Source organism: Shinella sp. JR1-6, from assembly GCF_004284735.1.
In the GTDB taxonomy this organism is placed as follows: Bacteria; Pseudomonadota; Alphaproteobacteria; order Rhizobiales; family Rhizobiaceae; genus Shinella.
Genome location: NZ_SHMI01000005.1, coordinates 282,183 through 302,041, shown reverse-complemented (window position 1 = coordinate 302,041; position 19,859 = coordinate 282,183). Strand labels below are relative to the sequence as shown.

Annotated in this window: 17 protein-coding genes; 9 read left to right on the top strand and 8 right to left on the bottom strand. The window is 66.0% G+C overall.

What is annotated here, in order from left to right; translation table 11 throughout:
• Window positions 1-13: 13 nt before the first annotated feature.
• A complete protein-coding gene (locus EXZ48_RS11385) occupies window positions 14-1,018 on the bottom strand; it encodes a P1 family peptidase (protein WP_165909330.1) in 1,005 nt (334 codons plus the stop codon).
• Window positions 1,015-2,091 carry an ABC transporter substrate-binding protein gene (locus EXZ48_RS11380; protein WP_130515993.1) on the bottom strand — a complete coding sequence of 359 codons (1,077 nt, stop codon included), beginning with the start codon at window positions 2,089-2,091 and terminating at the stop codon, window positions 1,015-1,017. The genes EXZ48_RS11385 and EXZ48_RS11380 overlap by 4 nt, the downstream gene beginning before the upstream one ends.
• Before the next feature lie 187 nt (window positions 2,092-2,278).
• Between EXZ48_RS11380 and EXZ48_RS11375 the strand changes: the two genes are divergently transcribed.
• The 8 genes from EXZ48_RS11375 to EXZ48_RS11340 all read left to right on the top strand — a co-directional run bounded on the left by EXZ48_RS11375 (window position 2,279) and on the right by EXZ48_RS11340 (window position 10,143).
• Window positions 2,279-2,761: a flavin reductase family protein gene (locus EXZ48_RS11375; RefSeq protein ID WP_081870678.1), complete on the top strand. Its 483-nt coding sequence runs from the start codon at window positions 2,279-2,281 to the stop codon at window positions 2,759-2,761.
• 78 nt (window positions 2,762-2,839) lie between these two features.
• Window positions 2,840-3,715: a MoxR family ATPase gene (locus EXZ48_RS11370; RefSeq protein WP_165909342.1), complete on the top strand. Its 876-nt coding sequence runs from the start codon at window positions 2,840-2,842 to the stop codon at window positions 3,713-3,715.
• Window positions 3,716-3,718: 3 nt separating this feature from the next.
• On the top strand, window positions 3,719-4,957 hold the full coding sequence (locus EXZ48_RS11365; protein ID WP_130515989.1) for a VWA domain-containing protein: 1,239 nt from the start codon (window positions 3,719-3,721) through the stop codon (window positions 4,955-4,957).
• Between the two features lie 10 nt (window positions 4,958-4,967).
• Entirely contained in the window at window positions 4,968-5,294 is a 327-nt protein-coding gene (locus tag EXZ48_RS11360) for an XdhC family protein (protein WP_023516916.1), read from the top strand.
• On the top strand, window positions 5,294-5,992 hold the full coding sequence (locus EXZ48_RS11355) for an XdhC family protein (RefSeq protein ID WP_130515987.1): 699 nt from the start codon (window positions 5,294-5,296) through the stop codon (window positions 5,990-5,992). Before EXZ48_RS11360 ends, EXZ48_RS11355 begins: the two co-directional genes overlap by 1 nt.
• Entirely contained in the window at window positions 5,989-7,599 is a 1,611-nt protein-coding gene (locus EXZ48_RS11350) for an NTP transferase domain-containing protein (RefSeq protein ID WP_130515985.1), read from the top strand. The genes EXZ48_RS11355 and EXZ48_RS11350 overlap by 4 nt, the downstream gene beginning before the upstream one ends.
• Window positions 7,600-7,602: 3 nt before the next feature.
• The gene (locus EXZ48_RS11345) at window positions 7,603-7,920 is read left to right on the top strand and encodes a TfoX/Sxy family protein (protein ID WP_023514215.1); all 318 of its coding nucleotides are present in this window, start codon (window positions 7,603-7,605) and stop codon (window positions 7,918-7,920) included.
• A gap of 108 nt (window positions 7,921-8,028) precedes the next feature.
• Window positions 8,029-10,143 carry a TonB-dependent receptor domain-containing protein gene (locus EXZ48_RS11340; RefSeq protein ID WP_130515983.1) on the top strand — a complete coding sequence of 705 codons (2,115 nt, stop codon included), beginning with the start codon at window positions 8,029-8,031 and terminating at the stop codon, window positions 10,141-10,143.
• Window positions 10,144-10,173: 30 nt separating this feature from the next.
• Here EXZ48_RS11340 and EXZ48_RS11335 read toward each other — a convergent pair whose 3' ends face one another.
• The 5 genes from EXZ48_RS11335 to EXZ48_RS11315 all read right to left on the bottom strand — a co-directional run bounded on the left by EXZ48_RS11335 (window position 10,174) and on the right by EXZ48_RS11315 (window position 14,973).
• Window positions 10,174-10,584, bottom strand: a complete 411-nt coding sequence (locus EXZ48_RS11335; RefSeq protein WP_023514217.1) for an NUDIX domain-containing protein — start codon at window positions 10,582-10,584, stop codon at window positions 10,174-10,176.
• Window positions 10,585-10,593: 9 nt separating this feature from the next.
• A complete protein-coding gene (locus tag EXZ48_RS11330) occupies window positions 10,594-12,081 on the bottom strand; it encodes a DEAD/DEAH box helicase (RefSeq protein WP_130515981.1) in 1,488 nt (495 codons plus the stop codon).
• 192 nt (window positions 12,082-12,273) lie between these two features.
• Window positions 12,274-13,560, bottom strand: coding sequence for a peptidoglycan DD-metalloendopeptidase family protein (locus EXZ48_RS11325; RefSeq protein ID WP_130515979.1), 1,287 nt, complete (start codon window positions 13,558-13,560; stop codon window positions 12,274-12,276).
• A 95-nt stretch (window positions 13,561-13,655) separates the two neighbouring features.
• Window positions 13,656-14,483: a ferritin-like domain-containing protein gene (locus EXZ48_RS11320; protein ID WP_024271049.1), complete on the bottom strand. Its 828-nt coding sequence runs from the start codon at window positions 14,481-14,483 to the stop codon at window positions 13,656-13,658.
• A 22-nt stretch (window positions 14,484-14,505) separates the two neighbouring features.
• Window positions 14,506-14,973 carry a peroxiredoxin gene (locus tag EXZ48_RS11315; RefSeq protein WP_024271050.1) on the bottom strand — a complete coding sequence of 156 codons (468 nt, stop codon included), beginning with the start codon at window positions 14,971-14,973 and terminating at the stop codon, window positions 14,506-14,508.
• Window positions 14,974-15,122: 149 nt separating this feature from the next.
• Here EXZ48_RS11315 and EXZ48_RS11310 point away from each other — a divergent pair, with 149 nt between their 5' ends.
• On the top strand, window positions 15,123-18,509 hold the full coding sequence (locus tag EXZ48_RS11310; RefSeq protein ID WP_130515978.1) for a DUF3971 domain-containing protein: 3,387 nt from the start codon (window positions 15,123-15,125) through the stop codon (window positions 18,507-18,509).
• A 48-nt stretch (window positions 18,510-18,557) separates the two neighbouring features.
• Here the strand turns inward: EXZ48_RS11310 and tyrS are convergent, their stop codons facing one another.
• Window positions 18,558-19,811 carry a tyrosine--tRNA ligase gene (gene tyrS, locus EXZ48_RS11305; protein ID WP_023516511.1) on the bottom strand — a complete coding sequence of 418 codons (1,254 nt, stop codon included), beginning with the start codon at window positions 19,809-19,811 and terminating at the stop codon, window positions 18,558-18,560.
• Window positions 19,812-19,859 lie beyond the last annotated feature (48 nt).

Here is a 19,859-nt window from a genome sequence, read left to right as displayed (position 1 = left end):
AACAACGGTTGAATTACCGCAGGGCCCAGCTTGGAAGCGCGTCGCCGGGCATCGGCGTCGCATCGTGCACGCCGCGGGCGATGGCGCGCGCCATGGTGGCGGCAGCGGCGGCGCAGAGCGTGATGAAGTCCTCCGGTGCCGGCCGGCGGCCGCTCCCGCCGGTCGCAAGCGCGAAGACGAGGTCGCCGTCGAGCGGCGTATGGGCCGGCCAGAGGGCGCGGGCAAAACCGTCATGCGCGGCAATCGCCAGCCGCTTCGCCTCGGCCTTGGTAAGGACCGCATCGGTGGCGATGACGGCGATCGTCGTGTTCTCGGTGCCGGTGGGCCGCCGGGACAGCTTCGTGCGTGGCGTGCGGGCTTCGGGCGGGAAGGGGAAGGGCAGGCCGAGGCCGCCGAATTCGTTCGCCTCCTCGAAGGGCGCTGCCCAGAAATGCCGCGTATCGCCGACGGTGGCGGAGCCGAGCGCATTGACCGCCACGAGCGCGCCGATCGTGAAGCCGCCCTCGACCACACTGGAGGCGGTGCCGAGCCCGCCCTTGTAGGTTGCCGTCAGCGCGCCGGTGCCGGCACCCACGCTACCGGTGGCAAAATCCGCTCCCGCCCCGGCAAGCGCCGCATAACCGAGTTCGCGGTAGGGCGGGTAGCGCCCCCAGTCCTTGTCGCCGCCATTCATCAGGTCGAAGAGGATGGCGGCCGGGACGATCGGCACGCGGTGGGGGCCGACGGCAAAGCCGCGCCCCATTTCGCGAAGGCCGGCCTGAACGCCCGATGCCGCATCGAGCCCGAAGGCCGAGCCGCCGGACAGGACCAGCGCGTCGACGGTCTCGACGGTGTTGTGCGGCTCGAGAAGATCCGTCTCGCGCGTGCCCGGCGCGCCGCCCAGCACCTGCACGGCAGCCGTCGCCGGTTCGGTGCAGAGGACGACGGTAACGCCGGAACGAAGGCGATGATCCGTGGCGTTGCCGACCGCGAGCCCGGCGACGTCCGTCAAACGGTTGTTCGGGCCGGGCCGCATCATTCGCTCTCCGGCGCCGCCTCCGCCGGCATGAAGGCGCCGGCGCGCCAGACGAGCAGGCGATAGGGATTTTCGCGCAGTTCATGGTCGGCGCCGAAGGCGACCGTGCCGAGCGCCGTGGGGAAAGGCTCGCCGGAAAGCGCCGTTGCCAGATCGCCCCCCCGGCTCGCTGCCGTCGCAAGGACGGTGACGGCGGCATGGGCCGGCAGCACGTAGCCTTCCGCAAAAATGTTCTTTTCCTTCATCGCCGCCGTGATGGCTTCGCCTTCCGGCAAGGCTTGGTAATCCGGCAGCGCGATCGCCTCGACGCCATCGGTCATCGGCACGAGCGGATCGGCGCCCAGAAGGGCTTCGCCGCCGATAAGTGTCAGCGCCACCTTTTCCGCCTTGGCATCGCGCGCGATCACCGCGATATCCGTCCGGTCGCCGCCGACGAAGACGCGGGTGACCCCCGTCTGGGCGAGGCGACGAACGAGGGTGAGCTGCTGTTCCTGTGCCGGGCGGTAGGTATCGACGAAGGCGGCCTTCATGCCGACCTCCTCCAGCCGCAGCCGGATCGTCTCGACCAGTTCGCGGGCATGGATCGTGCCGTCGTCGATCAGCGCGAACGGCTCGGCCTTCCAATCCCTGACGATGACCTCCACCGCCTTGTCGGCCTCCGCCTTCGGCCCCGGGGCGAGGCGGAAGAGCGGCCATTTCTTCTTCAGCGCATCCTCCATGAGGATGCCCGAGCGCACGGAAAGCGTGATTGCCGGCACCTTCGCCTCGGCAAGGGCGGGCAGGGCGGCTGCAAGCCCTTCCGTGCAAAGAAAGCCGACAGCGGCGACAGCGTCTGCCGCAAGGATCGCCTTGCCGATCGCCGCGCCGTCGCTCTCGTCGCAGGCCTCGGGAATATCCACCACCGTGTCGCCGTTCGCCTGTGCGGCGAAGCGGGCGCCGTCGCGCACCTGCTGGCCGAGAATGGCGAGCGGTCCTTCCGTCGGCGCGACCACGGCAAAGGTGAGGCCTGCCGCTGCCGCGGGAGAGGCGGCGAGCACCGAGGCGCCGAGCAGGCAGGCAAGGAAAGCGGCTCTCATTCTCAATCCATCGATCACGATGACGCTCTTTGTAAGGAACGGGCCGGCAGCGTCAAAGAGAAATATCGATGCAAGGAGCGGCCTTGTCTCTGACGGGACAGGAAAATTCGAGAACGGGGCTTACATTTTTCTTCACTTTCGCCATGTATCACCTGTGGTGAAGGAGAATGCCGTGTTGGACAGATTGATGCTGGACCCGTCGCTCTACCGTGATGCGATGAGCCGCTATGCCGGCCATGTGCAGATCGTGACGACGGCACATGCGGGCGAAAAGCGCGGGGTGACGATCACCGCCGCCTGCTCGGTGTCGGACAGTCCGGCCATGGTGCTCGCCTGCGTCAACGCGTCCAATCCGAAGAACGCGATCTTTTCGAAGAGCGGCAATTTTGCGCTCAACACGCTCTCGGCCGGTCAGGTCGATCTTGCCAACGCTTTTTCCGGCCGGGATCCGTCGCTGACATCCGAGCAGCGCTTCGCCATGGGCAACTGGCAGGACCTGGTGACCGGTGCGCCCGTTCTGAAGGATGCGCTGGCCGCCTTCGATTGCCGGCTCGTCGAGCTCAAGGTCATGGCGACGCATATGGTGCTGATCGGCGAGGTGATGGGCGTCTCCTTCGGGGAGCCCGGACAGGCCCTTCTCTATATGGACCGGGGCTACCACACGCTATAAGTTCGTTCTTCCAGACGGAGGAATGGCGTGGCCTATCAGCGCGGAAACATACCGCAATCCATCGACGAAACCCTGGACATGCTGGCGGCGGGCAACTATCTCGCCGGCCGGTCGCTGGCAACCGTGCTGTTTCTCGCGCTGCGCATGAAGCGCCCGCTCTTCCTGGAGGGCGAGGCCGGCGTCGGCAAGACCGAGATCGCCAAGGTGCTCGCGGCCGCGCTTGATCGCCCGCTGATCCGCCTGCAATGCTACGAGGGCCTCGACATTTCCTCGGCGGTCTACGAGTGGAACTATCCGGCGCAGATGCTGGAGATCCGCCTTGCCGAAGCCGCCGGCACCACGGATCGCGGCCGCATCGAGGCCGATATCTTCTCCGAGCGCTATCTCATCCGCCGGCCTGTCCTGCAGGCGCTGTCCGCGCCGGATGGCCGGGCGCCGGTCTTCCTGATCGACGAGCTGGACCGCACAGACGAGGCCTTCGAGGCCTTCCTGCTCGAAGTGCTGTCCGATTTTCAGGTGACGGTGCCCGAGCTCGGCACCATCCGCGCCGCAGAGCCGCCCATCGTCATCATCACGACGAACCGCACCCGCGAGGTGCACGACGCGCTGAAGCGCCGCTGTCTCTACCACTGGGTCGACTATCCCGCTGCCGTGCAGGAGCTGGAGATCATCCGTCGCAAGGTGCCGGGCTGCAACGCGGCGCTTTCGCGCGAGGTCGTCGCCTATGTGCAGAAGCTGCGCGGGCTCGATCTCTTCAAGAATCCGGGTGTCGCCGAAACGATCGATTGGGCGACGGCGCTGACCGAGCTCGACCGCGTCGCGCTCGACCCGGAAACCGTGTCCGACACGCTCGGGACCCTGCTCAAATACCAGGACGATATCGCCCGCATCGAGGGCGCGGAGGGGCGCAGGCTGCTGGACGGCGTGAAGGCCGATCTGGCGGCGGCGAACTGAGCGATGGTGGCGGCGGACAACAGCCTGCCGGGCAACGCCTTCGATGGGCGGCTTGCCGACAATATCGTGTTCTTCGCCCGTGTTCTGCGCAAGGCGGGCCTGCGCATCGGGCCGGCGGCGGTGACGGATGCCATCGAGGCGGTGCAGGCGATTGGCATCGGCGAGCGCGAGGAGTTCTATACGGCGCTGCACGCGACGCTGGTCAAGCGGCATGAGGACGACGCGGTGTTCGACGAGGCGTTCCGGCTTTTCTGGCGCTCGCGCGATCTCGTCGGCAAGATGATCGCGCTGATGTCGCCGGTGGTGCGGCGCGAGGAAGAGCGCGAAAAACGCAAGGCGGGCGAGACGCGCGTCTCCGATGCGCTGTTCGGTGGCCGGCAGGACGAGCGGCGCCTGCGCGACGAGCCGGATATCGAGATCGACGCCCGGTTCACGGCCTCCGGCAGCGAGGTGCTGCGCAAGACGGATTTCGCGCAGATGTCCGCGGTGGAGCTTGCCGCCGCCAAGCGTGCCATCGCGAACCTCGTGCTGCCTCTCGATGAGGTGCGCACGCGCCGTTTCCGCCGGTCTACCCGGCCGGTGGTGATCGATGCGCGCGCCACGATGCGCCACGCCATGCGCACCGGCGGCGCGCTGATCCTGCCGCGCCACCGGAAGCCGAAGACGGTGCATCCGCCGCTCGTGGTGCTGGCCGACATTTCCGGCTCGATGAGCCAGTACACGCGCATCTTCCTGCATTTCCTGCATGCGCTGAGCGAGCACCGCCACCGCTTGCATGCCTTCCTGTTCGGCACGCGGCTCAGCAATGTCACGCGCCAGATGCGGCACCGCGATCCCGATGTCGCGGTGGAGGCGTGCAGCCAGTCGGTCAGCGACTGGTCCGGCGGCACGCGCATCGGCGAGACGCTGAAGGAATTCAACCGGCTCTGGTCGCGCCGCGTGCTGGGGCAGGGTGCGGTCGTGTTGCTTATCACCGACGGGCTGGAGCGCGAGGGCATCGATCTCCTGGAAAAGGAGATGGACCGGCTGCACCGCTCCTGCCGGCGGCTCGTCTGGCTCAACCCGCTCCTGCGCTTCGAGGGTTTCGAGGCGCGGGCGCGCGGGGTTCGGGCGATGCTGCCGCATGTCGATGAACTGCGGCCGGTGCACAACCTGGAGGCCATGGCGGATCTGGTGGCGGCGCTTTCCGGCGAGGCGCCGCGCGGCACCGGCGATCCGCGGCGTTTCCTGCCGGCGGCATGAGGAGGGGAAAATGGAAACCAACGACGTGCTCGATCCACTGGCCATCGCGGAACGCTGGATGGACGACGGGCGCATGGTGGCCCTCGCCACCGTCATCGAGACCTGGGGTTCGGCGCCGCGCCCGGTCGGCAGCCATCTGGTGATCGACGGCGAGGGCAACTTTCACGGCTCGGTCTCCGGCGGCTGTGTCGAGGGCGCCGTCATCGGCGAGGCGATGGAGGTGATCGCCGATGGCGAGCCGCGGCTCCTGGAATTCGGCGTCGCCGACGAGACCGCCTGGCGCGTCGGCCTGTCCTGCGGCGGGCGCATCCGGGTCTATGTGGAGCGCGTCGGCTGATGGACCCCTATCTCCTGCGCAAGCTGAACACGGAACGTGCCGCCCGTCGCGCCGTCATCCACCTCACCGATCTCGGCGACGGCCGCGACCGGGTGATTCGCGAGGGCGATCCGGTCGCCGGTCCGCTCGGCGAGGCGGTCACGGGTGCTTTCCGTTCCGGCCGGTCCGTTTTGGCGGAGGTCGAGGACCGAAAATTCTTTCTCAATGTCCATCTGCCGCCCGCCCGCATCGTCGCCATCGGCGCGGTCCATATCAGCCAGGCGCTGGCGCAGATGGCCGGTGTCGCCGGTTTCGACATCACCATCATCGACCCGCGCACCGCCTTTGCGACGGAGGCGCGTTTTGCCGGCATCGACCTTGTCGCCGATTGGCCCGAGGATGTTTTGGCGGCCCGTCCGCTGGATGCCTACACTGCCCTCGTCGCCGTCACGCACGATCCGAAGATCGACGATTTTCCGCTCTCGCAGGCGCTGTCCACCGGCTGTTTCTATGTCGGCGCGCTCGGCAGCCGGAAGACCCATGCCAAGCGCGTCGAGCGCCTGACGGCGCTGGGGCATGGCGAGGCGGAGATCGCCCGCATCTCGGCGCCTATCGGCCTCGACATCGGCGCCGCCAGCCCGGCGGAGATCGCCGTCGCCATCCTGGCCGACATCGTGGCACACCTGCGCCGCCGGCCGCTCGTCGAGGCTCGCCCATGATCTTCGGGGAGGTTCCGGTTTCCGAGGCCGTGGGTGCGCGGCTGGCGCATGGCGTGCGCGTCGAGGGCCTGTCGCTGCACAAGGGGCATGGGATGACGCAGGCGGACTGCGACGGGCTGCTGGCCGCCGGCGTCGCGACCGTCATCGCCGTGCGCCTCGAAGCCGGCGACCTCGACGAGGACGCGGCGGCCGCGCTGGTCGCCGGGGCGATCTCGCCGGATCACCTGACTTTCAGCCCGCCCACAACCGGGCGCATCAACCTCCATGCCACGGCCAACGGGCTCTTTGTCGCCGACCGGGCTGCCATCGACCGGTTCAACCGGGTCGATCCGGCCATCACCATCGCCACGCTGCCGGACCATGCCAGCGTGGCGGCCGGCGACATGGTGGCGACGATCAAGATCATTCCGCTGGCGGTGGCCGGCGACCTTGCGCGAAAGGCGGCGGCGGTGATGGCCTCCAGCCGGGCGCTGGAGGTCAAGCCGTTCGCACCCCGCCGCGTCGCCCTGGTCGCGACGGAATTGCCGACGCTGAAGCCCTCCGTGATGGACAAGACGCGCCGGCTGCTCGAACAGCGCCTCCATCCCTCCGGCAGCCGCCTGACCGGCGAGGCGCGGGTGCCGCACAAGGCGGCCGGCGTCGCCGAGGCGATCCGCACGGCTGCGGCAGACAACGACCTCGTGCTGGTCTTCGGCGCTTCTGCCGTCACCGACGGCAATGACGTCATCCCCGCGGCCATTCGGGCTGCCGGCGGCGTGGTCGAGCATGTCGGCATGCCGGTCGATCCCGGCAACCTTCTGGTCCTCGGCCGCTTGGGCGCGGTGCCGGTCATCGGCGCACCCGGCTGCGCGCGCAGCCCCAAGGAAAACGGTTTCGACTGGATCCTCGCCCGCATCCTCGCTGGCGAGACGCCCGGTCCCATGGAGATCACCGGCATGGGCGTCGGCGGCCTGCTCGCCGAAATTCCGAGCCGGCCGCAGCCGCGCGATGTCCGCGCAGCGGAGCGGCCGCTCTGCGTTGCAGCACTGGTGCTCGCCGCCGGCCGCGCCAGCCGCATGAACGGTAGCCACAAGCTGCTCGCCGCCTTCGACGGCAAGGCGCTCGTCCGCCGCTCGACGGAGGCGGCGCTGGCCGCGCGGCCGGCGCGCGTGCTGGTGGTGACGGGGCACCGGGCGGAGGAGGTGGAGGCGGAGCTATCCGGCCTTAAGGTCGATCTCGTGCGCAATCCCGACCACGCGCAGGGCATGTCGACATCGCTTCGCGCGGGTGTCGCCGCCCTCGGCCCGGGCTGCGACGGCGTCGCCGTCATGCTGGCGGACATGCCGCATGTCACCGGTGAGGACGTGCGACGGCTGCTCGACGCCTTTGCCGCGGCCGGCGGCCATGCCGTCGTGCGGGCGGTCTCCGGCGGAAAGCGCGGCAATCCCGTTGTGCTGCCGCGTACCACCTTTGCCGCAATGCTGCAGCTTGAAGGCGATGTCGGCGCGCGCCATATCGTCGAGAGCACCGGGCTCGATGTCATCGATGTGGAGATCGGCGCGGCGGCACATATCGATGTCGACACGCCGGAGGCGGTGCTGGCCGCCGGCGGGGTCCTGAAGGGGTAGGGCATGGATCGGGACGCAATCGAGGAAATGTTCCAGGCGCTGGGACCGGTGACGATCAAGCGCATGTTCGGTGGCAAGGGCATCTACCACCAGGGCCGCATCCTGGCACTGGAGGTCTACGACGAGATCCTGCTCAAGGCCGACGAAATCAGTGCGCCGGATTTCGCGGCGGCCGGCTGCCGCCAATGGTTCTACGACGGCAAGAGCGGCAAGCCGGTGAAGATGCCTTACTGGTCCGTTCCCGACGAGGCCTTCGACGATCCCGACCTCATGGCGCTCTGGGTTCGCCGGGCCTATGAGGCGGCACTGCGCGCGAAATAACGGCAGGCCGGGAAACGCGGCATTAAAACTTGACTTACATTGTCATGTTGTCCATTACCGGTCTGTCCGCGCGTCAAAATTGCGCGGGCAGTGTGCGGTGAGGTCTCCATGAAAAAGGTTCGTTTCCACGCGTCGGCGCTTCTTGCGGGCACGGCCATGGCGCTTGCGCTGCTGGCAGCCGCCAATCCCGCAGCCGCGCAGGACGCGACAGCGACGGACCTCGAGCAGATCAATGTGGAAGGCGACAATGACGGCGACGGCATCGTCGATGTTCCGGCCGGTGTCTCGACCGCCGACCGCGAGAAGATCCAGGATCGTTATGCCGGCGACGTGATGCAGGTCCTGCGCTCGGCACCGGGAACGTTCACGCGCGAACCGGCGGACCAGCCGGGTATCACCGTCAACATCCGCGGCATGCAGGGCATGGGCCGTGTCAACAGCATGATCGACGGCGTGCCGCAGACCTTCAGCAATCTCTCCGGTCACGGCGGTACCTTCGATAGCCTTCTCTATGTCGAACAGAACATGCTGGTCGGCGTCGACGTGACGCGCGGCGCGGTCTCGGGCGCCGAGGGCATGGGTACGCTGGCGGGCGCCGCCAATTTCCGCACGCTCGACGTCGACGACGTGCTGCTGCCCGGCAAGGACTATGGTGTGATGACTTCGGTGCGCGCCGGCACCAACGGCTTCGATTATTCGCGCCTTGTCAGCGGTGCCGTACGCACCGGGATGGGCGAGGGCGAAATCGGTATCGTCGGTGCGCTCAGCGACACGAAGAAGAGCCCTTACGAGAACGGCTCGGGCATCCTCTACCCGAATGCCGGCGACCAGCATCCGAAGTCGGGCCTCTTCAAGGTTAACCTGTCGCCGAATTCCGATCACACGCTGTCGCTCGGCGGCGTCTGGTACGGCAACGAGTTCCTGCCGGGCAGCTCCGGCTACAACTGGATTGTCGAGAACCAGACCTATACGGCGAAATACCGCTACCAGCCCGGCAGCGACCTGATCGACCTCTCGATCAACGCCTATCTCAACATCACCGATCTCGAATTCGACGGCACCAACGGCAATGTCAGCACCTTCGACGGCCGCAAGGGCACCAACACGACGACCGGCTTCGACATCTCCAATCGCATGCGCTTCGACCTTGGCGAGGAAACGGAGCTGAAGCTCACCTATGGCGGCGCCTACAGCCGCGACCGCTACGAGGGCAACGCCAAGCGCGGCGCCAATCCGGACGGAACGCTGGTGAAGGCGGGCGTTTTCAGCGAGGCGACGATCTCCCACGGTATCTTCGACCTGACCGGAGGCTTGCGCTACGATTACTGGTCTCTTGAAGGCATCAGCGGCTACGACGCGCCGGGCACGAACGGCTGCGATGCCGGCGGCGATCCGTGCCCGATGGACACGTTGTCGCGCGATGGCGGCGACCTCAACCCGAAGATTACCCTTTCGGCCCGCCCGCTCGAATGGCTGCAGCCCTACGTGACCTACGCCCACACCGCCCGTCCGCCGACGGCGGCCGAGATGTTCTATCCCGGTGGCCACAGCTTCGACGGCTCTTCCGACCCGGTCAACAACAACCCGAACCTCCTGCCCGAAAAGAGCAGAGGCTGGGAGCTCGGCGTCAACATGACGACGGATGACCTTCTGACACCCGGCGATTCCGCCTGGCTGAAGGTCGGCTATTTCCACAATCGCGTCCGCGACTACATCACCTATGCCATCGATACGGATGGCGCGGCGCGCTGGGTCAATGTGGATGGCACGACCGTGATGAAGGGGCTGGAAGTGGAGGGCGGCTACGATGCCGGCCGCTACTATGCCGGTTTCTCGCTGACGCTTGCCGACACCAACCAGCCGGAAGGCTCCGCCGCCGGCGTCGGCAGCGATACGGGACGGCTGCCGGACGATTTCCTGACGATCGATGCCGGCATGCGCTTCCTGGAGGAAACGCTCACGGTCGGCGGCCGGATGCGCTATGTCGGCAAGAGCAGCCAGGCCTATATCAGTCAGGACAGGGCTTTCGACGTCGACGCCTATACGCTGTTCGACGCGCACGCTTCCTGGCAGATCAGCGAGAATGCAAAAGTCTTCTTCAATGTCGAGAACGTCTTCGACACGACCTATATGAAGGCGAATTCCGGCCTGATGGACAATTATGGCGGCGTCAAGAACGGCCGCGGCCGCACCTTCATCATCGGCGCGACGGCCCGGTTCTGATCCGGGCCGGTCTCCGGCAGGCAAAACCCGTTAGCGGCGGAGCGCGGCCACCGCATCTCTGGCGAAGCGCGACAGCGGCTCGGGCAGGGCGTCGAGAGCGAACCAGCCGAATTCCGGCAGCTTTTCCGGCTCCATGACGCGCGGCTCGCCGGAAAAGTCCTCGGTCACATAGATAAGCGACAGCCAGTGCTGGCGTTCCTCGACGATGATCTGTTCGGAAACACAGAGAAAATCGACGGCGCCGATCGTCAGCCCCGATTCCTCCTCCGCCTCGCGGCGGGCGGAATCGAGCGCGCGTTCCATGTGATCGACCTTGCCGCCGACGATGTTCCACGCGCCGGCTTCCGGCGCACGCAGGCGCCGGTAGAGCAGGAGCTTGCCCTCACGCAAAATGGCCAGGCCGCAACCGAGGCCTGGCACATCGATGCCTGGAATGGACATTCTGGAGGATCAGGCCTTGCCGGCGATCAGCATGAAGGCCGGAACCTCGTCGCCGAAGCCGAGCGGCGTCGGGCCATCATCCTCGTCGCGACGGTAGCGGTTGCGGCGATCGCGGCTGTCGTCATTGGCCGGACGCGGCGCACTATGGTTTGCGGCACGCGGATTGCGAGCGGGATTCTGCGGCCGCCCTTCCGCCTTGCGTTCAGCTTTCACGGCTTCCACCTTCTCTTCAGTCTCGCTGGTCTCGATACGGGGCTCGGCCGAACGGGTTTCCCCCTTGCGGCCACGGGAGCGGTCGCGATCACGACCGCCGCGTTCACGGCCGTTGCGAGGACGTTCCTCGCTTTCGACCTGTTGCGGCAGCTCTTCCAGATTGCCGCTCAGCCACTCGACCTTCTGGTCGATCAGCTTTTCGATGGCGTCGACGAACTTGGTGTCGCGCCTTGAGACCAAAGTGAAGGCGGCGCCCGAGCGGCCGGCACGGCCGGTGCGGCCGATGCGATGGACATAGTCCTCGGCATGGATCGGAACGTCGAAGTTGAAGACGTGGCTCACGTCCGGAATATCGAGGCCGCGCGCGGCGACATCGGAGGCGACGAGCAGCTTGATGTTGCCGTCCTTGAAATTCGAAAGCATGGTCATGCGCGAACGCTGGTCCATATCGCCGTGCAGCGCGCCGACGGAGAAGCCGTGGCGATCGAGCGAACGGAAGAGATCCGCCACATCGACCTTGCGGTTGCAGAAGATGATCGCGTTCTTGAGATCCTGCTGGGCGCGGATGAGATCGCGCAACGTCGCGCGCTTCTCATAATCCTTGCTGTGGGTGGCAACGAGCCGCTGCGTCACGGTCTTGGCCGTGGAAGACGGCGGGGCCACCTCGACACGCTCCGGGTTCTGCAGGAAGCGGTCGGCCAATTTCTGGATTTCCGGCGGCATGGTGGCCGAGAAGAACAGCGTCTGGCGGGTGAAGGGGATCAGCTTGGCGATGCGCTCGATGTCGGGGATGAAGCCCATGTCGAGCATGCGGTCGGCTTCGTCGATGACGAGGATCTCGACGCCGGTCATCAGCAGCTTGCCGCGCTCGCAATGGTCGAGCAGGCGGCCGGGAGTGCAGATCAGCACGTCGGCGCCGCGCTCCAGCTTGCGATCCTGCTCGTCGAAGGAAACACCGCCGATGAGGAGAGCAACGTTCAGCTTGTGGTTCTTGCCGTACTTCTCGAAGTTCTCTGCAACCTGGGCGGCAAGCTCGCGTGTCGGCTCCAGGATGAGCGTGCGCGGCATGCGGGCGCGGGCGCGGCCTTTTTCCAGAAGCGTCAGCATCGGCAGAACGAAGGAGGCGGTCTTGCCGGTGCCCGTCTGGGCAATGCCGAGAATGTCGCGCCGCGCGAGGGCCGGCGGAATGGCGCCAGCCTGGATCGGGGTCGGGATCGTGTACCCGGCATCGGTGACGGCGGACAGGACTTTCGGGCTCAGGCCAAGATCAGCAAAAGTGGTCAAAGGGAAAACAGTTTCCGTTCCGGTTCTTGCGAACGCAATGGGTTCAGCGGCCCTATCGCCGCGAGGATGCAGCGCAGATATGCCGAAAGTGCCGGAAAGTCAAGGAATTCAGCGAATTTGGTAAATCGGTGAGCGATTTGAAGCCCATGGCCGATATTTTTGCCATGCGGAGCCGCTTCGTCTCGCGTAACGTCAATCCATATAAGTCGTCAGCTTCATGCCGGCGGTGAGGAAACGCATCGGGTCGAGCGCCTTGCCGTCGCGGCGCACCTCGTAGTGCAGATGCGGGCCGGTGGAGCGGCCGGTCGAGCCGGAAAGCCCGATGGGCGCGGAGGCTTCAACGTGGTCGCCGACCTTGACAAGTACGCGGGACAGGTGGGCGTAGCGCGTCTTCAGGCCGTTGCCGTGATCGATTTCAACCATGTTGCCATAACCACCGTTGCGCCCGGCGACAACGACCGTGCCCGCGCCGGTTGCGCCGATTTCCGTGCCCGTGCCGGCGCGAAAATCGATGCCGGCATGCAGCGCGAGGCGGCCGAGGAACGGGTCGGTGCGGTTGCCGAAACGGCTTGTGATGCTGCTGGCGGGCGAGGGGTTGCCGAAAGGCAATTTCCGCACGCTACGGCGCGCGGTATCGAGGCGATCCAGCGCCGTGTCGAGATCGTTGATCGAGGCCTCGAACGGATCGGTGACGTCCACCGGCTCGACGAACGGGCCGCCGATCGCCGTTTCCGAATCGCCCCCGGCTGCCTCGTCGGTGACATCCAGGCCGGTGCGGCGCACGATGGTCTGGATGGCATCCGCAGTCTGCGAGGCGCCTGTCGTCAAAGACTGGATGCGGCTGATCTGGTCATGTTCGAGGTCCTTCAGCGAAAGCGTGACCTTCGAGAAGAGCCGGTCGGCACGGTCGGCCACTGATTCGCCGGTCGCCGCATAGGCGAGCTGCGTCGTCTTCTGCGATGCGCCGGTCATGCCCATGATGGCGTTGATGGCGCCTGCCGCATCGGCCCGCCGCCCGTCCACGACCGGCGTCTCGCCGGTGAGGGGGGCGGTGTCGGTTGCCGCCGTGCCGGCATTGTCTGTGCGGTTCAGGAGTGCGTCGAGCTTGCCGTGACGCGTGGAGAGAGCGAGCTGCTGCTGCATCAGCTTCTCGACCTTTTCCTCGACGACCTGCTGATCGAGCAGCTGGCGGCTGGTGACGCGATCGACCTGGGCGCGCAGCGCAGAGATGCGGTCCTCGTAGTCGTGCTGCATGCGGGCCTGGCGCGCCATGGTGGCGCCGATCAGGTCGTCGCGCAGCACGAGATAGGACGTGGCGGCGAGATAGCCGACGGTGAACATGCCGGCAAAGCAGAAGGTGACAGCGGCCATCCAGGGGCGGATGGTCATGTGGCGGATCCGGTCGCCGCTCGCAAGGATCACGACATGCTGCTGCGCGCGTTTTCCGAAGATGCGGTTTTCAGGACGCTCCGCCACCATTTTCTCCCCGACCGATTCTTTAAGGTCTCGTGCGGGGAATTACACATTGTTAGGGTTAACAAAGGCTTTCCCGGAGGTGGCGTGCCCCCGGAATATCAGCTTTGGCTGACGGAAACGAGCGCGCGATAGAAGGAGGGTGTCAGCCCTGCCTCGGCGCGGGCCACATCGTTGAACGGTGGCTTCAGCGGCCCGCGAAAATTCGTCCGCACCAGTTCCTTGAAGGTGGCCGACGGATCCTTCTTCTCGCGGGCGCAGAGAAAGCGGAACCATTTGGCGCCCACCGCGACGTGGCCTTTCTCGTCATTGTAGATGATGTCGAGGATATCGGCGCTGGCATCGTCGCCGGTCTCGCGCATCTTGGCCTGCAGCGTCGGGGTCACATCGAGCCCGCGCGCTTCCAGGATAAGCGGCACGACGGCAAGGCGCGCGGTCAAGTCGTTGCGCGTGTCGTGTGCGGCCTGCCAGAGGCCGTCATGGGCCGGCAGGTCGCCATAGTCGGCGCCGAGATCACGCAGGCGGTCACGGATGAGGCGGAAGTGCTTGGCCTCCTCGAAGGCCACCTGCATCCAGCCGTCGAAGAAGGAATGCGGCACGCGCTCCGTGGTGAAGCGCGCAACGATGTCGAGCGCGAGGTCGATGGCGTTGAGCTCGATATGGGCGAGGGCATGGAGAAGCGCGATGCGGCCCTTCAACGTGTGCAACGAACGCTTTTCCATGTGTTTCGGTGGAATGAGTTCCGGCTTTTCCGGTCGGCCCGGCCGCACCGGCAGGGCCGGGTCAAGCGGCGAGCGCATCGAAAGCGTGCGGGCGAACCAGCGGCGCGCCGTCTCCTGCGCCAGCGCCGTCTTCAGGTCGAGGTCGGCGGCCGCGATGGCCGCCGTGGTGCCGCCCCGAAGGCTTTCAATATGGGGAAGTTCGGTCATTTCAAACTGTTGCCTTGAAAATCTAAAGCTTTTTAGCGGCTTCCAGTACGGCCTCGACATGGCCCTTGACCTTCACCTTGTGCCAGATCTCGGCGATCACGCCTTCGGCGTCAACGAGTATGGTCGTGCGCTCCACGCCCATATAGGTGCGTCCATACATGCTCTTTTCCTTCCAGACCCCATAGGCTTCCAGCGTCTGGAGGCTCTCGTCCGAGGCGAGCGGAACGCCGAGTTCATGCTTCTTGACGAACTTGTCGTGCTTCTTCACGGGATCGGGCGAAAGGCCGACGAGGGCGACGCCGGCCGCCTCGAAATCCGCCCTTGCGGCGGTAAAATCCTTCGCTTCCGTCGTGCAGGCTTCCGTGTCATCCTTCGGGTAGAAGAACAGGACGACGGGCCGGCCGCGCATCGCTGAGAGGGAAATGCTTCCACCGCCATCGCGCGGAAGGGTGAAGTCCGGGGCAACGGCGCCCGGGGCCAGTTCTGCCATGGGATTTCCTTTCTTTGGCCGGCTTTTTGAGTCAGGGAGCCGGCCTCCCGCATATATAGTGGCAGGCAGAATCGTCCAGCGGCGAGCGGACGGCAGGCAGCGATTCCATGGGATAACGCTGCGCAAAGGGCAAAGGAAACCAGCGCGCGATGGCAGAACTCCGCGACGAGAAGGTCGTGTTCCGCAGGAAGGACATCGTTCCGCTGCACGAACTGCCGTCCGCGCAGGCGCACGAGCCCATCGTCCTGCACGCGGTCGAGGCGAGCCGCACCGGTATCGCCTGCCGTATCGTTGCCGCAACGATCGCGCTCGTCCTGTTTCTCGGCGCCGTCATCATCGGCCTGGTGGAGACCGGTCTTTTCGACAACACGCTGAATGCACGCGCCGTCGCCGCGCTCAACCAGGCGCTCGGCGCGCGGTACCGTGTCTCTGTCGACCACACCGTGCTGCGGCTTGCCGGGTTCAGCGGCTTTGCGCTGAAGGCGGAGAATGTCCGCATCGTCGAGATCGAATCCGGCAAGGAACTGGCGACGACCGAATCGATCGGCATCGTGCTCGATCCGCTCGGGCTTGCCTCAGGCCGTATCGCCGTCTCGCGGCTCGACGTGGACGGGGCGATGTTCAATGCCGCGCTTCTGCCCAAGAGCAAGCCGCTCGACCTGGCGGCGCTGCGCATTTCCGACGTGCCGGACTACCTCGAAACGACCTTCGAACGCCTCGACGGCGTCAGCCGCCTCATCGACACGAACGGCATGGAGACCGTCAAGATTTCCGACCTCGGCGCGACCTTCCAGGGGCCGGGCGGCAAGCCGGTGACGCTGGCCATCGCCAGCCTGCAGTTCACCCGCGATGACGACGGCACCATGTCGATCGACGGGCATTTCACGATGGACGGGGCCGAGGGGGAGATCGACCTGACCGCCTCGGGCGGCGCGGGATCGGTGCGCACGCTGGACGGCTCGATCCGCAACGTGGCGCTCGGAAAATTCCTGCTCGGCAACGACGTCAACGGCAATGTGCATGCTGGGGTCGACACGTCGGCGGACGTCTCGGTCCATGCGGTGCGTGAGACCGACAATACGAAGCCGGTGCTCGGCCTCGACGTCGCGCTTGCCGCAGGCTCGGTCTACGGCGATGGCGTTGCCGCGGAGCTGCGCCCGTCCACGCTCAAGGTCGGCTACAATTTCGACAAGGGGTCGATCGAGCTCGCCTCGCAGGATGCCGGCGTCGGCCAGTCGCGGTTTCCGTTCACCGGCGGACTGATCGACCTTGATCGGGTCTCCGACCGGCCGGACAAGGGCTTTGCCATCGACCTCGTCTTCAGCAATGCGGTAAGCCGTCCCGTCGATTCCAGCGAGGCGCCGATCCATTTCGATGCCAAGGTCAACGGCTACTATCTCCCGAAGACGAAGAACCTGCTGTTCGAGGAAATGGCCGTCTCCAGCGAGAAAGGCAATGTTGCCGGCTCGCTCGCCATGCGGTTCGGCGACCGGGAGCCGGAGGTCAGCTTCGTCATGATCGCCAGCGAGCTGGAATCGGCTGCCGTCAAGCAGTTCTGGCCGTTCTGGATGGCCAAGACGGCGCGCAGCTGGGTGATCAAGAACATTTTCGGCGGCACGGTCACCAACGGCCGGATCGAATTCTATCTTGCCGAAGGCCGCGAGCGTCTGCCGGGCGTGCCGATGCATCTCGGCCCCGAGGAGCTGAAGATCGACTTCGACATCGAGGGTGCGCGCATGAATGTCGCCGGCGAAATCCCGCCGCTGCGCGACACGTCGGGAAAATTCCGCCTCCGTGGCCCGCGCACGGAGATCACAATCAACGGCGGTACAGCCTACTTCCCGTCCGGCCGTTCCGTCGCGCTGACCGGCGGCACCTTCGTGCTGCCGGACAATTATACCAAGCCGCTGATGGCGGACATGGACATCGATGTCGCCGGCAACGCCGACGCGATTGCCGAACTTGTGACCTACCGGCCAATCCGCGCCCTGCCGGCGACGGGCTTTGCGCCCGACGATTTCAGCGGCCAGGTGAAGGCGAAGGTGAAGGCGCATTTCGGCGTCATCTCCGCCCACAATCCGCCGCCGCCGCAGTGGACGGCCGCCCTGACGCTCGACAATGTCGACGTGGCCAAGCCGATTGCCGGGCGCGCTGTCACCGGCCTGCGCGGCCTCCTCGCCATCGATCCGCAGAAGGCCGACCTCAAGGCCAAGGGGGATATCGACGGCGTGACGCTCGACATCGAACTGGTCGAGCCCGTCGGCAAGGCGGCGAGCTTCAAGCGCAAGACGGTGCTGTCTGGCACGCTCGACAACAGGGACCGTCGCAAGCTGCTGCCGGGCCTCGACGACGTGGTGGAAGGCCCGGTCGGGGTGCGGCTGGAACAGGATGGTGACGGTCCTATGGCGGCGGAGGCGGATGTTGGTGCGGCCGCGGTCTCCATTCCATGGATCGGCTGGACCAAGGGCGCGGGCATCGGCGGCAAGATCACGTTGACGGCCGACAAGAAGGAGGGTGTCACCCGCGTCTCCGATTTCCGCTTTGCCGGCGACGGTTTCAGCGTGGCGGGCAATCTCACCTTCCGGGGTGCGCGGCTCGATGCGGCAAACTTCTCCACCGTCCGGCTTTCGGCGGACGACCGCTTTCGCGTGAAGGTGGAGCGTGGAAAGTCCGGCTATACGATCGTGGCAGACGGCGAGGCGGCCGATGTGCGCGCCGTGCTGGCGCGTCTCAAGAACCCGACCGGCGGTGGCGGCGAAAAACAGAGCGTTACCATCCGGGCCGATCTCGCGCGGGCTGTCGGCTTCAATGGCGAAACGCTCTCCAATGTCAACTTCCGCTACAGCACGGCAGGCAGCCGCATTTCCGGCGTGGATCTTTCGGCGGTGACGAAGAGCGGTGCGCCGGTCGTGGCGCAGCTTGCCAGCAATGGCGCCTCGGATGCCATTCAGCTCACCAGCGGCGATGCCGGTGCCGTCGCGCGCTTTGCCGATATCTATGGCCACATGCGTGGCGGCCTCCTGAATGTCCGCCTGCGCGAGACGGCAGGCAGCATCTGGCGCGGATCCGTCGATGTCAGAAACTTCGCGCTTGTCGGCGAGGAGCGGCTGCGCTCGCTGGTCTCGACGCCGGCCGGAGAAAGCGGGCGCAGCCTCAACGATGCGGTGCGCCGCGAGATCGACGTCAGCGCCGTGAAATTCTCCCGCGGCTTTGCCCAGGTGCGCACCGGTGGCGGTGCGCTGAGCCTTGAAAACGGTGTGGTGCGCGGCGAAACCGTCGGCGCCACCTTCCAGGGCACGGTGCGTGATGCCAACGGCCGGACGGACATGACCGGCACCTTCATGCCGGCCTATGGCCTCAACCGGCTGTTCGCCGAGCTGCCGCTGATCGGTATCATCCTCGGCAACGGCAACGATCGTGGCCTGATCGGCATCACCTTCAAGCTCTCCGGCCCCTTCGACAAGCCGAAGCTGACGATCAACCCGCTGTCGATCATCGCCCCCGGCGTCTTCCGCAACATTTTCGAATTCCAATGAAAAAGGCCGCCCGGAGGCGGCCTTGATCTCGGTTTCGTTTGCCCGCTCTCAGGCCGGGCGGACGAGGATGTGCTTCTTCTTGCCCAGCGACAGCTTGATGACGCCATCGGCGGAAACGTCCGCGGTGCCGATGACGCGGCGCTCGTCGGAAACGGCTGTGTCGTTGATGCGCACCGCGCCGCCCTGCACGTGGCGGCGGGCTTCGCCGTTCGAGGCGGCAAGGCCGGCCTTGACGACGAGGCTGAGGAGGCCGATGCCGGCTTCGAGCTCACCGGTGGAAACGTCGATGGACGGCAGGTTTTCGGCGATCGCGCCTTCCTCGAACGTCTTGCGGGCGGTCTCGGCGGCCTGTTCGGCCGCCTCGCGGCCGTGCAGCATCGCCGTCACCTCGGTGGCGAGGATCTTCTTCACCTCGTTGATCTCGGCGCCGCCGAGCGCGGAAAGCCGGGCGATTTCGTCCATCGGCAGCGTCGTGTAGAGCTTCAGGAAGCGCGAGACGTCCGCATCCTCTGTGTTGCGCCAGTACTGCCAGAAATCATAGGCCGACAGCATGTCCGGGTTCAGCCAGACGGCACCGGAGAGCGATTTGCCCATCTTGGCGCCCGACGCGGTCGTCAGAAGCGGCGAGGTCATGGCGTAGAGCTGCGGCGTGCCCATGCGGTGGCCGAGGTCGATGCCGTTGATGATGTTGCCCCACTGGTCCGAGCCGCCCATCTGCAGGCGCACGTCGTAGCGCTTGTTGAGCTCGACGAAGTCGTAGGCCTGGAGGATCATGTAGTTGAATTCGAGGAAGGACAGCGACTGCTCGCGCTCGAGCCGCATCTTCACGCTGTCGAAGGACAGCATGCGGTTGACCGAGAAATGGCGGCCGACGTCGCGCAGGAACTCGAGGTAGTTGATGCCGAGTAGCCAGTCGGCATTGTTGATCATCAGCGCATCCTTCGGGCCTTCGCCATAGGCGAGATAGCTCGAAAAGACCTTCTTGATGCTGGCGATGTTGCCGTCGATCGTCTCCGGCGTCATCAGCTGGCGTGCCTCATCCTTGAAGGACGGGTCGCCGACCATGCCGGTGCCGCCGCCCATCAGCGAGATCGGCCGGTGGCCGGTCTTCTGGAACCAGTGCAGCAGCATGATCTGGATGAGGCCGCCGGCATGCAGGCTCGGCGCGGTCGGATCAAAGCCGATATAGGCCGTCACGGTTTCCTTGGCGAGAAGATCGTCGAGGCCGGTTTCATCGGAGATCTGATGGATGAAACCGCGCTCTTTCAGCGTGCGGAGGAAATCGGATTTGAATTCGGACATGGCCTGTCTCTCTTGCCGGAATGCTTTGGGCGGGATGGGGCGGCCGGA

What these genes read in the sequence shown, in the direction of transcription:
- EXZ48_RS11385 (WP_165909330.1), bottom strand. Translation starts at nt 1,018, where the DNA reads ATGATGCGGCCCGGCCCGAACAACCGTTTGACGGACGTCGCCGGGCTC.
- EXZ48_RS11380 (WP_130515993.1), bottom strand. Translation starts at nt 2,091, where the DNA reads ATGAGAGCCGCTTTCCTTGCCTGCCTGCTCGGCGCCTCGGTGCTCGCC.
- EXZ48_RS11375 (WP_081870678.1), top strand. Translation starts at nt 2,279, where the DNA reads ATGCTGGACCCGTCGCTCTACCGTGATGCGATGAGCCGCTATGCCGGC.
- EXZ48_RS11370 (WP_165909342.1), top strand. Translation starts at nt 2,840, where the DNA reads ATGCTGGCGGCGGGCAACTATCTCGCCGGCCGGTCGCTGGCAACCGTG.
- EXZ48_RS11365 (WP_130515989.1), top strand. Translation starts at nt 3,719, where the DNA reads ATGGTGGCGGCGGACAACAGCCTGCCGGGCAACGCCTTCGATGGGCGG.
- EXZ48_RS11360 (WP_023516916.1), top strand. Translation starts at nt 4,968, where the DNA reads ATGGAAACCAACGACGTGCTCGATCCACTGGCCATCGCGGAACGCTGG.
- EXZ48_RS11355 (WP_130515987.1), top strand. Translation starts at nt 5,294, where the DNA reads ATGGACCCCTATCTCCTGCGCAAGCTGAACACGGAACGTGCCGCCCGT.
- EXZ48_RS11350 (WP_130515985.1), top strand. Translation starts at nt 5,989, where the DNA reads ATGATCTTCGGGGAGGTTCCGGTTTCCGAGGCCGTGGGTGCGCGGCTG.
- EXZ48_RS11345 (WP_023514215.1), top strand. Translation starts at nt 7,603, where the DNA reads ATGGATCGGGACGCAATCGAGGAAATGTTCCAGGCGCTGGGACCGGTG.
- EXZ48_RS11340 (WP_130515983.1), top strand. Translation starts at nt 8,029, where the DNA reads ATGAAAAAGGTTCGTTTCCACGCGTCGGCGCTTCTTGCGGGCACGGCC.
- EXZ48_RS11335 (WP_023514217.1), bottom strand. Translation starts at nt 10,584, where the DNA reads ATGTCCATTCCAGGCATCGATGTGCCAGGCCTCGGTTGCGGCCTGGCC.
- EXZ48_RS11325 (WP_130515979.1), bottom strand. Translation starts at nt 13,560, where the DNA reads ATGGTGGCGGAGCGTCCTGAAAACCGCATCTTCGGAAAACGCGCGCAG.
- EXZ48_RS11320 (WP_024271049.1), bottom strand. Translation starts at nt 14,483, where the DNA reads ATGACCGAACTTCCCCATATTGAAAGCCTTCGGGGCGGCACCACGGCG.
- EXZ48_RS11315 (WP_024271050.1), bottom strand. Translation starts at nt 14,973, where the DNA reads ATGGCAGAACTGGCCCCGGGCGCCGTTGCCCCGGACTTCACCCTTCCG.
- EXZ48_RS11310 (WP_130515978.1), top strand. Translation starts at nt 15,123, where the DNA reads ATGGCAGAACTCCGCGACGAGAAGGTCGTGTTCCGCAGGAAGGACATC.
- tyrS (WP_023516511.1), bottom strand. Translation starts at nt 19,811, where the DNA reads ATGTCCGAATTCAAATCCGATTTCCTCCGCACGCTGAAAGAGCGCGGT.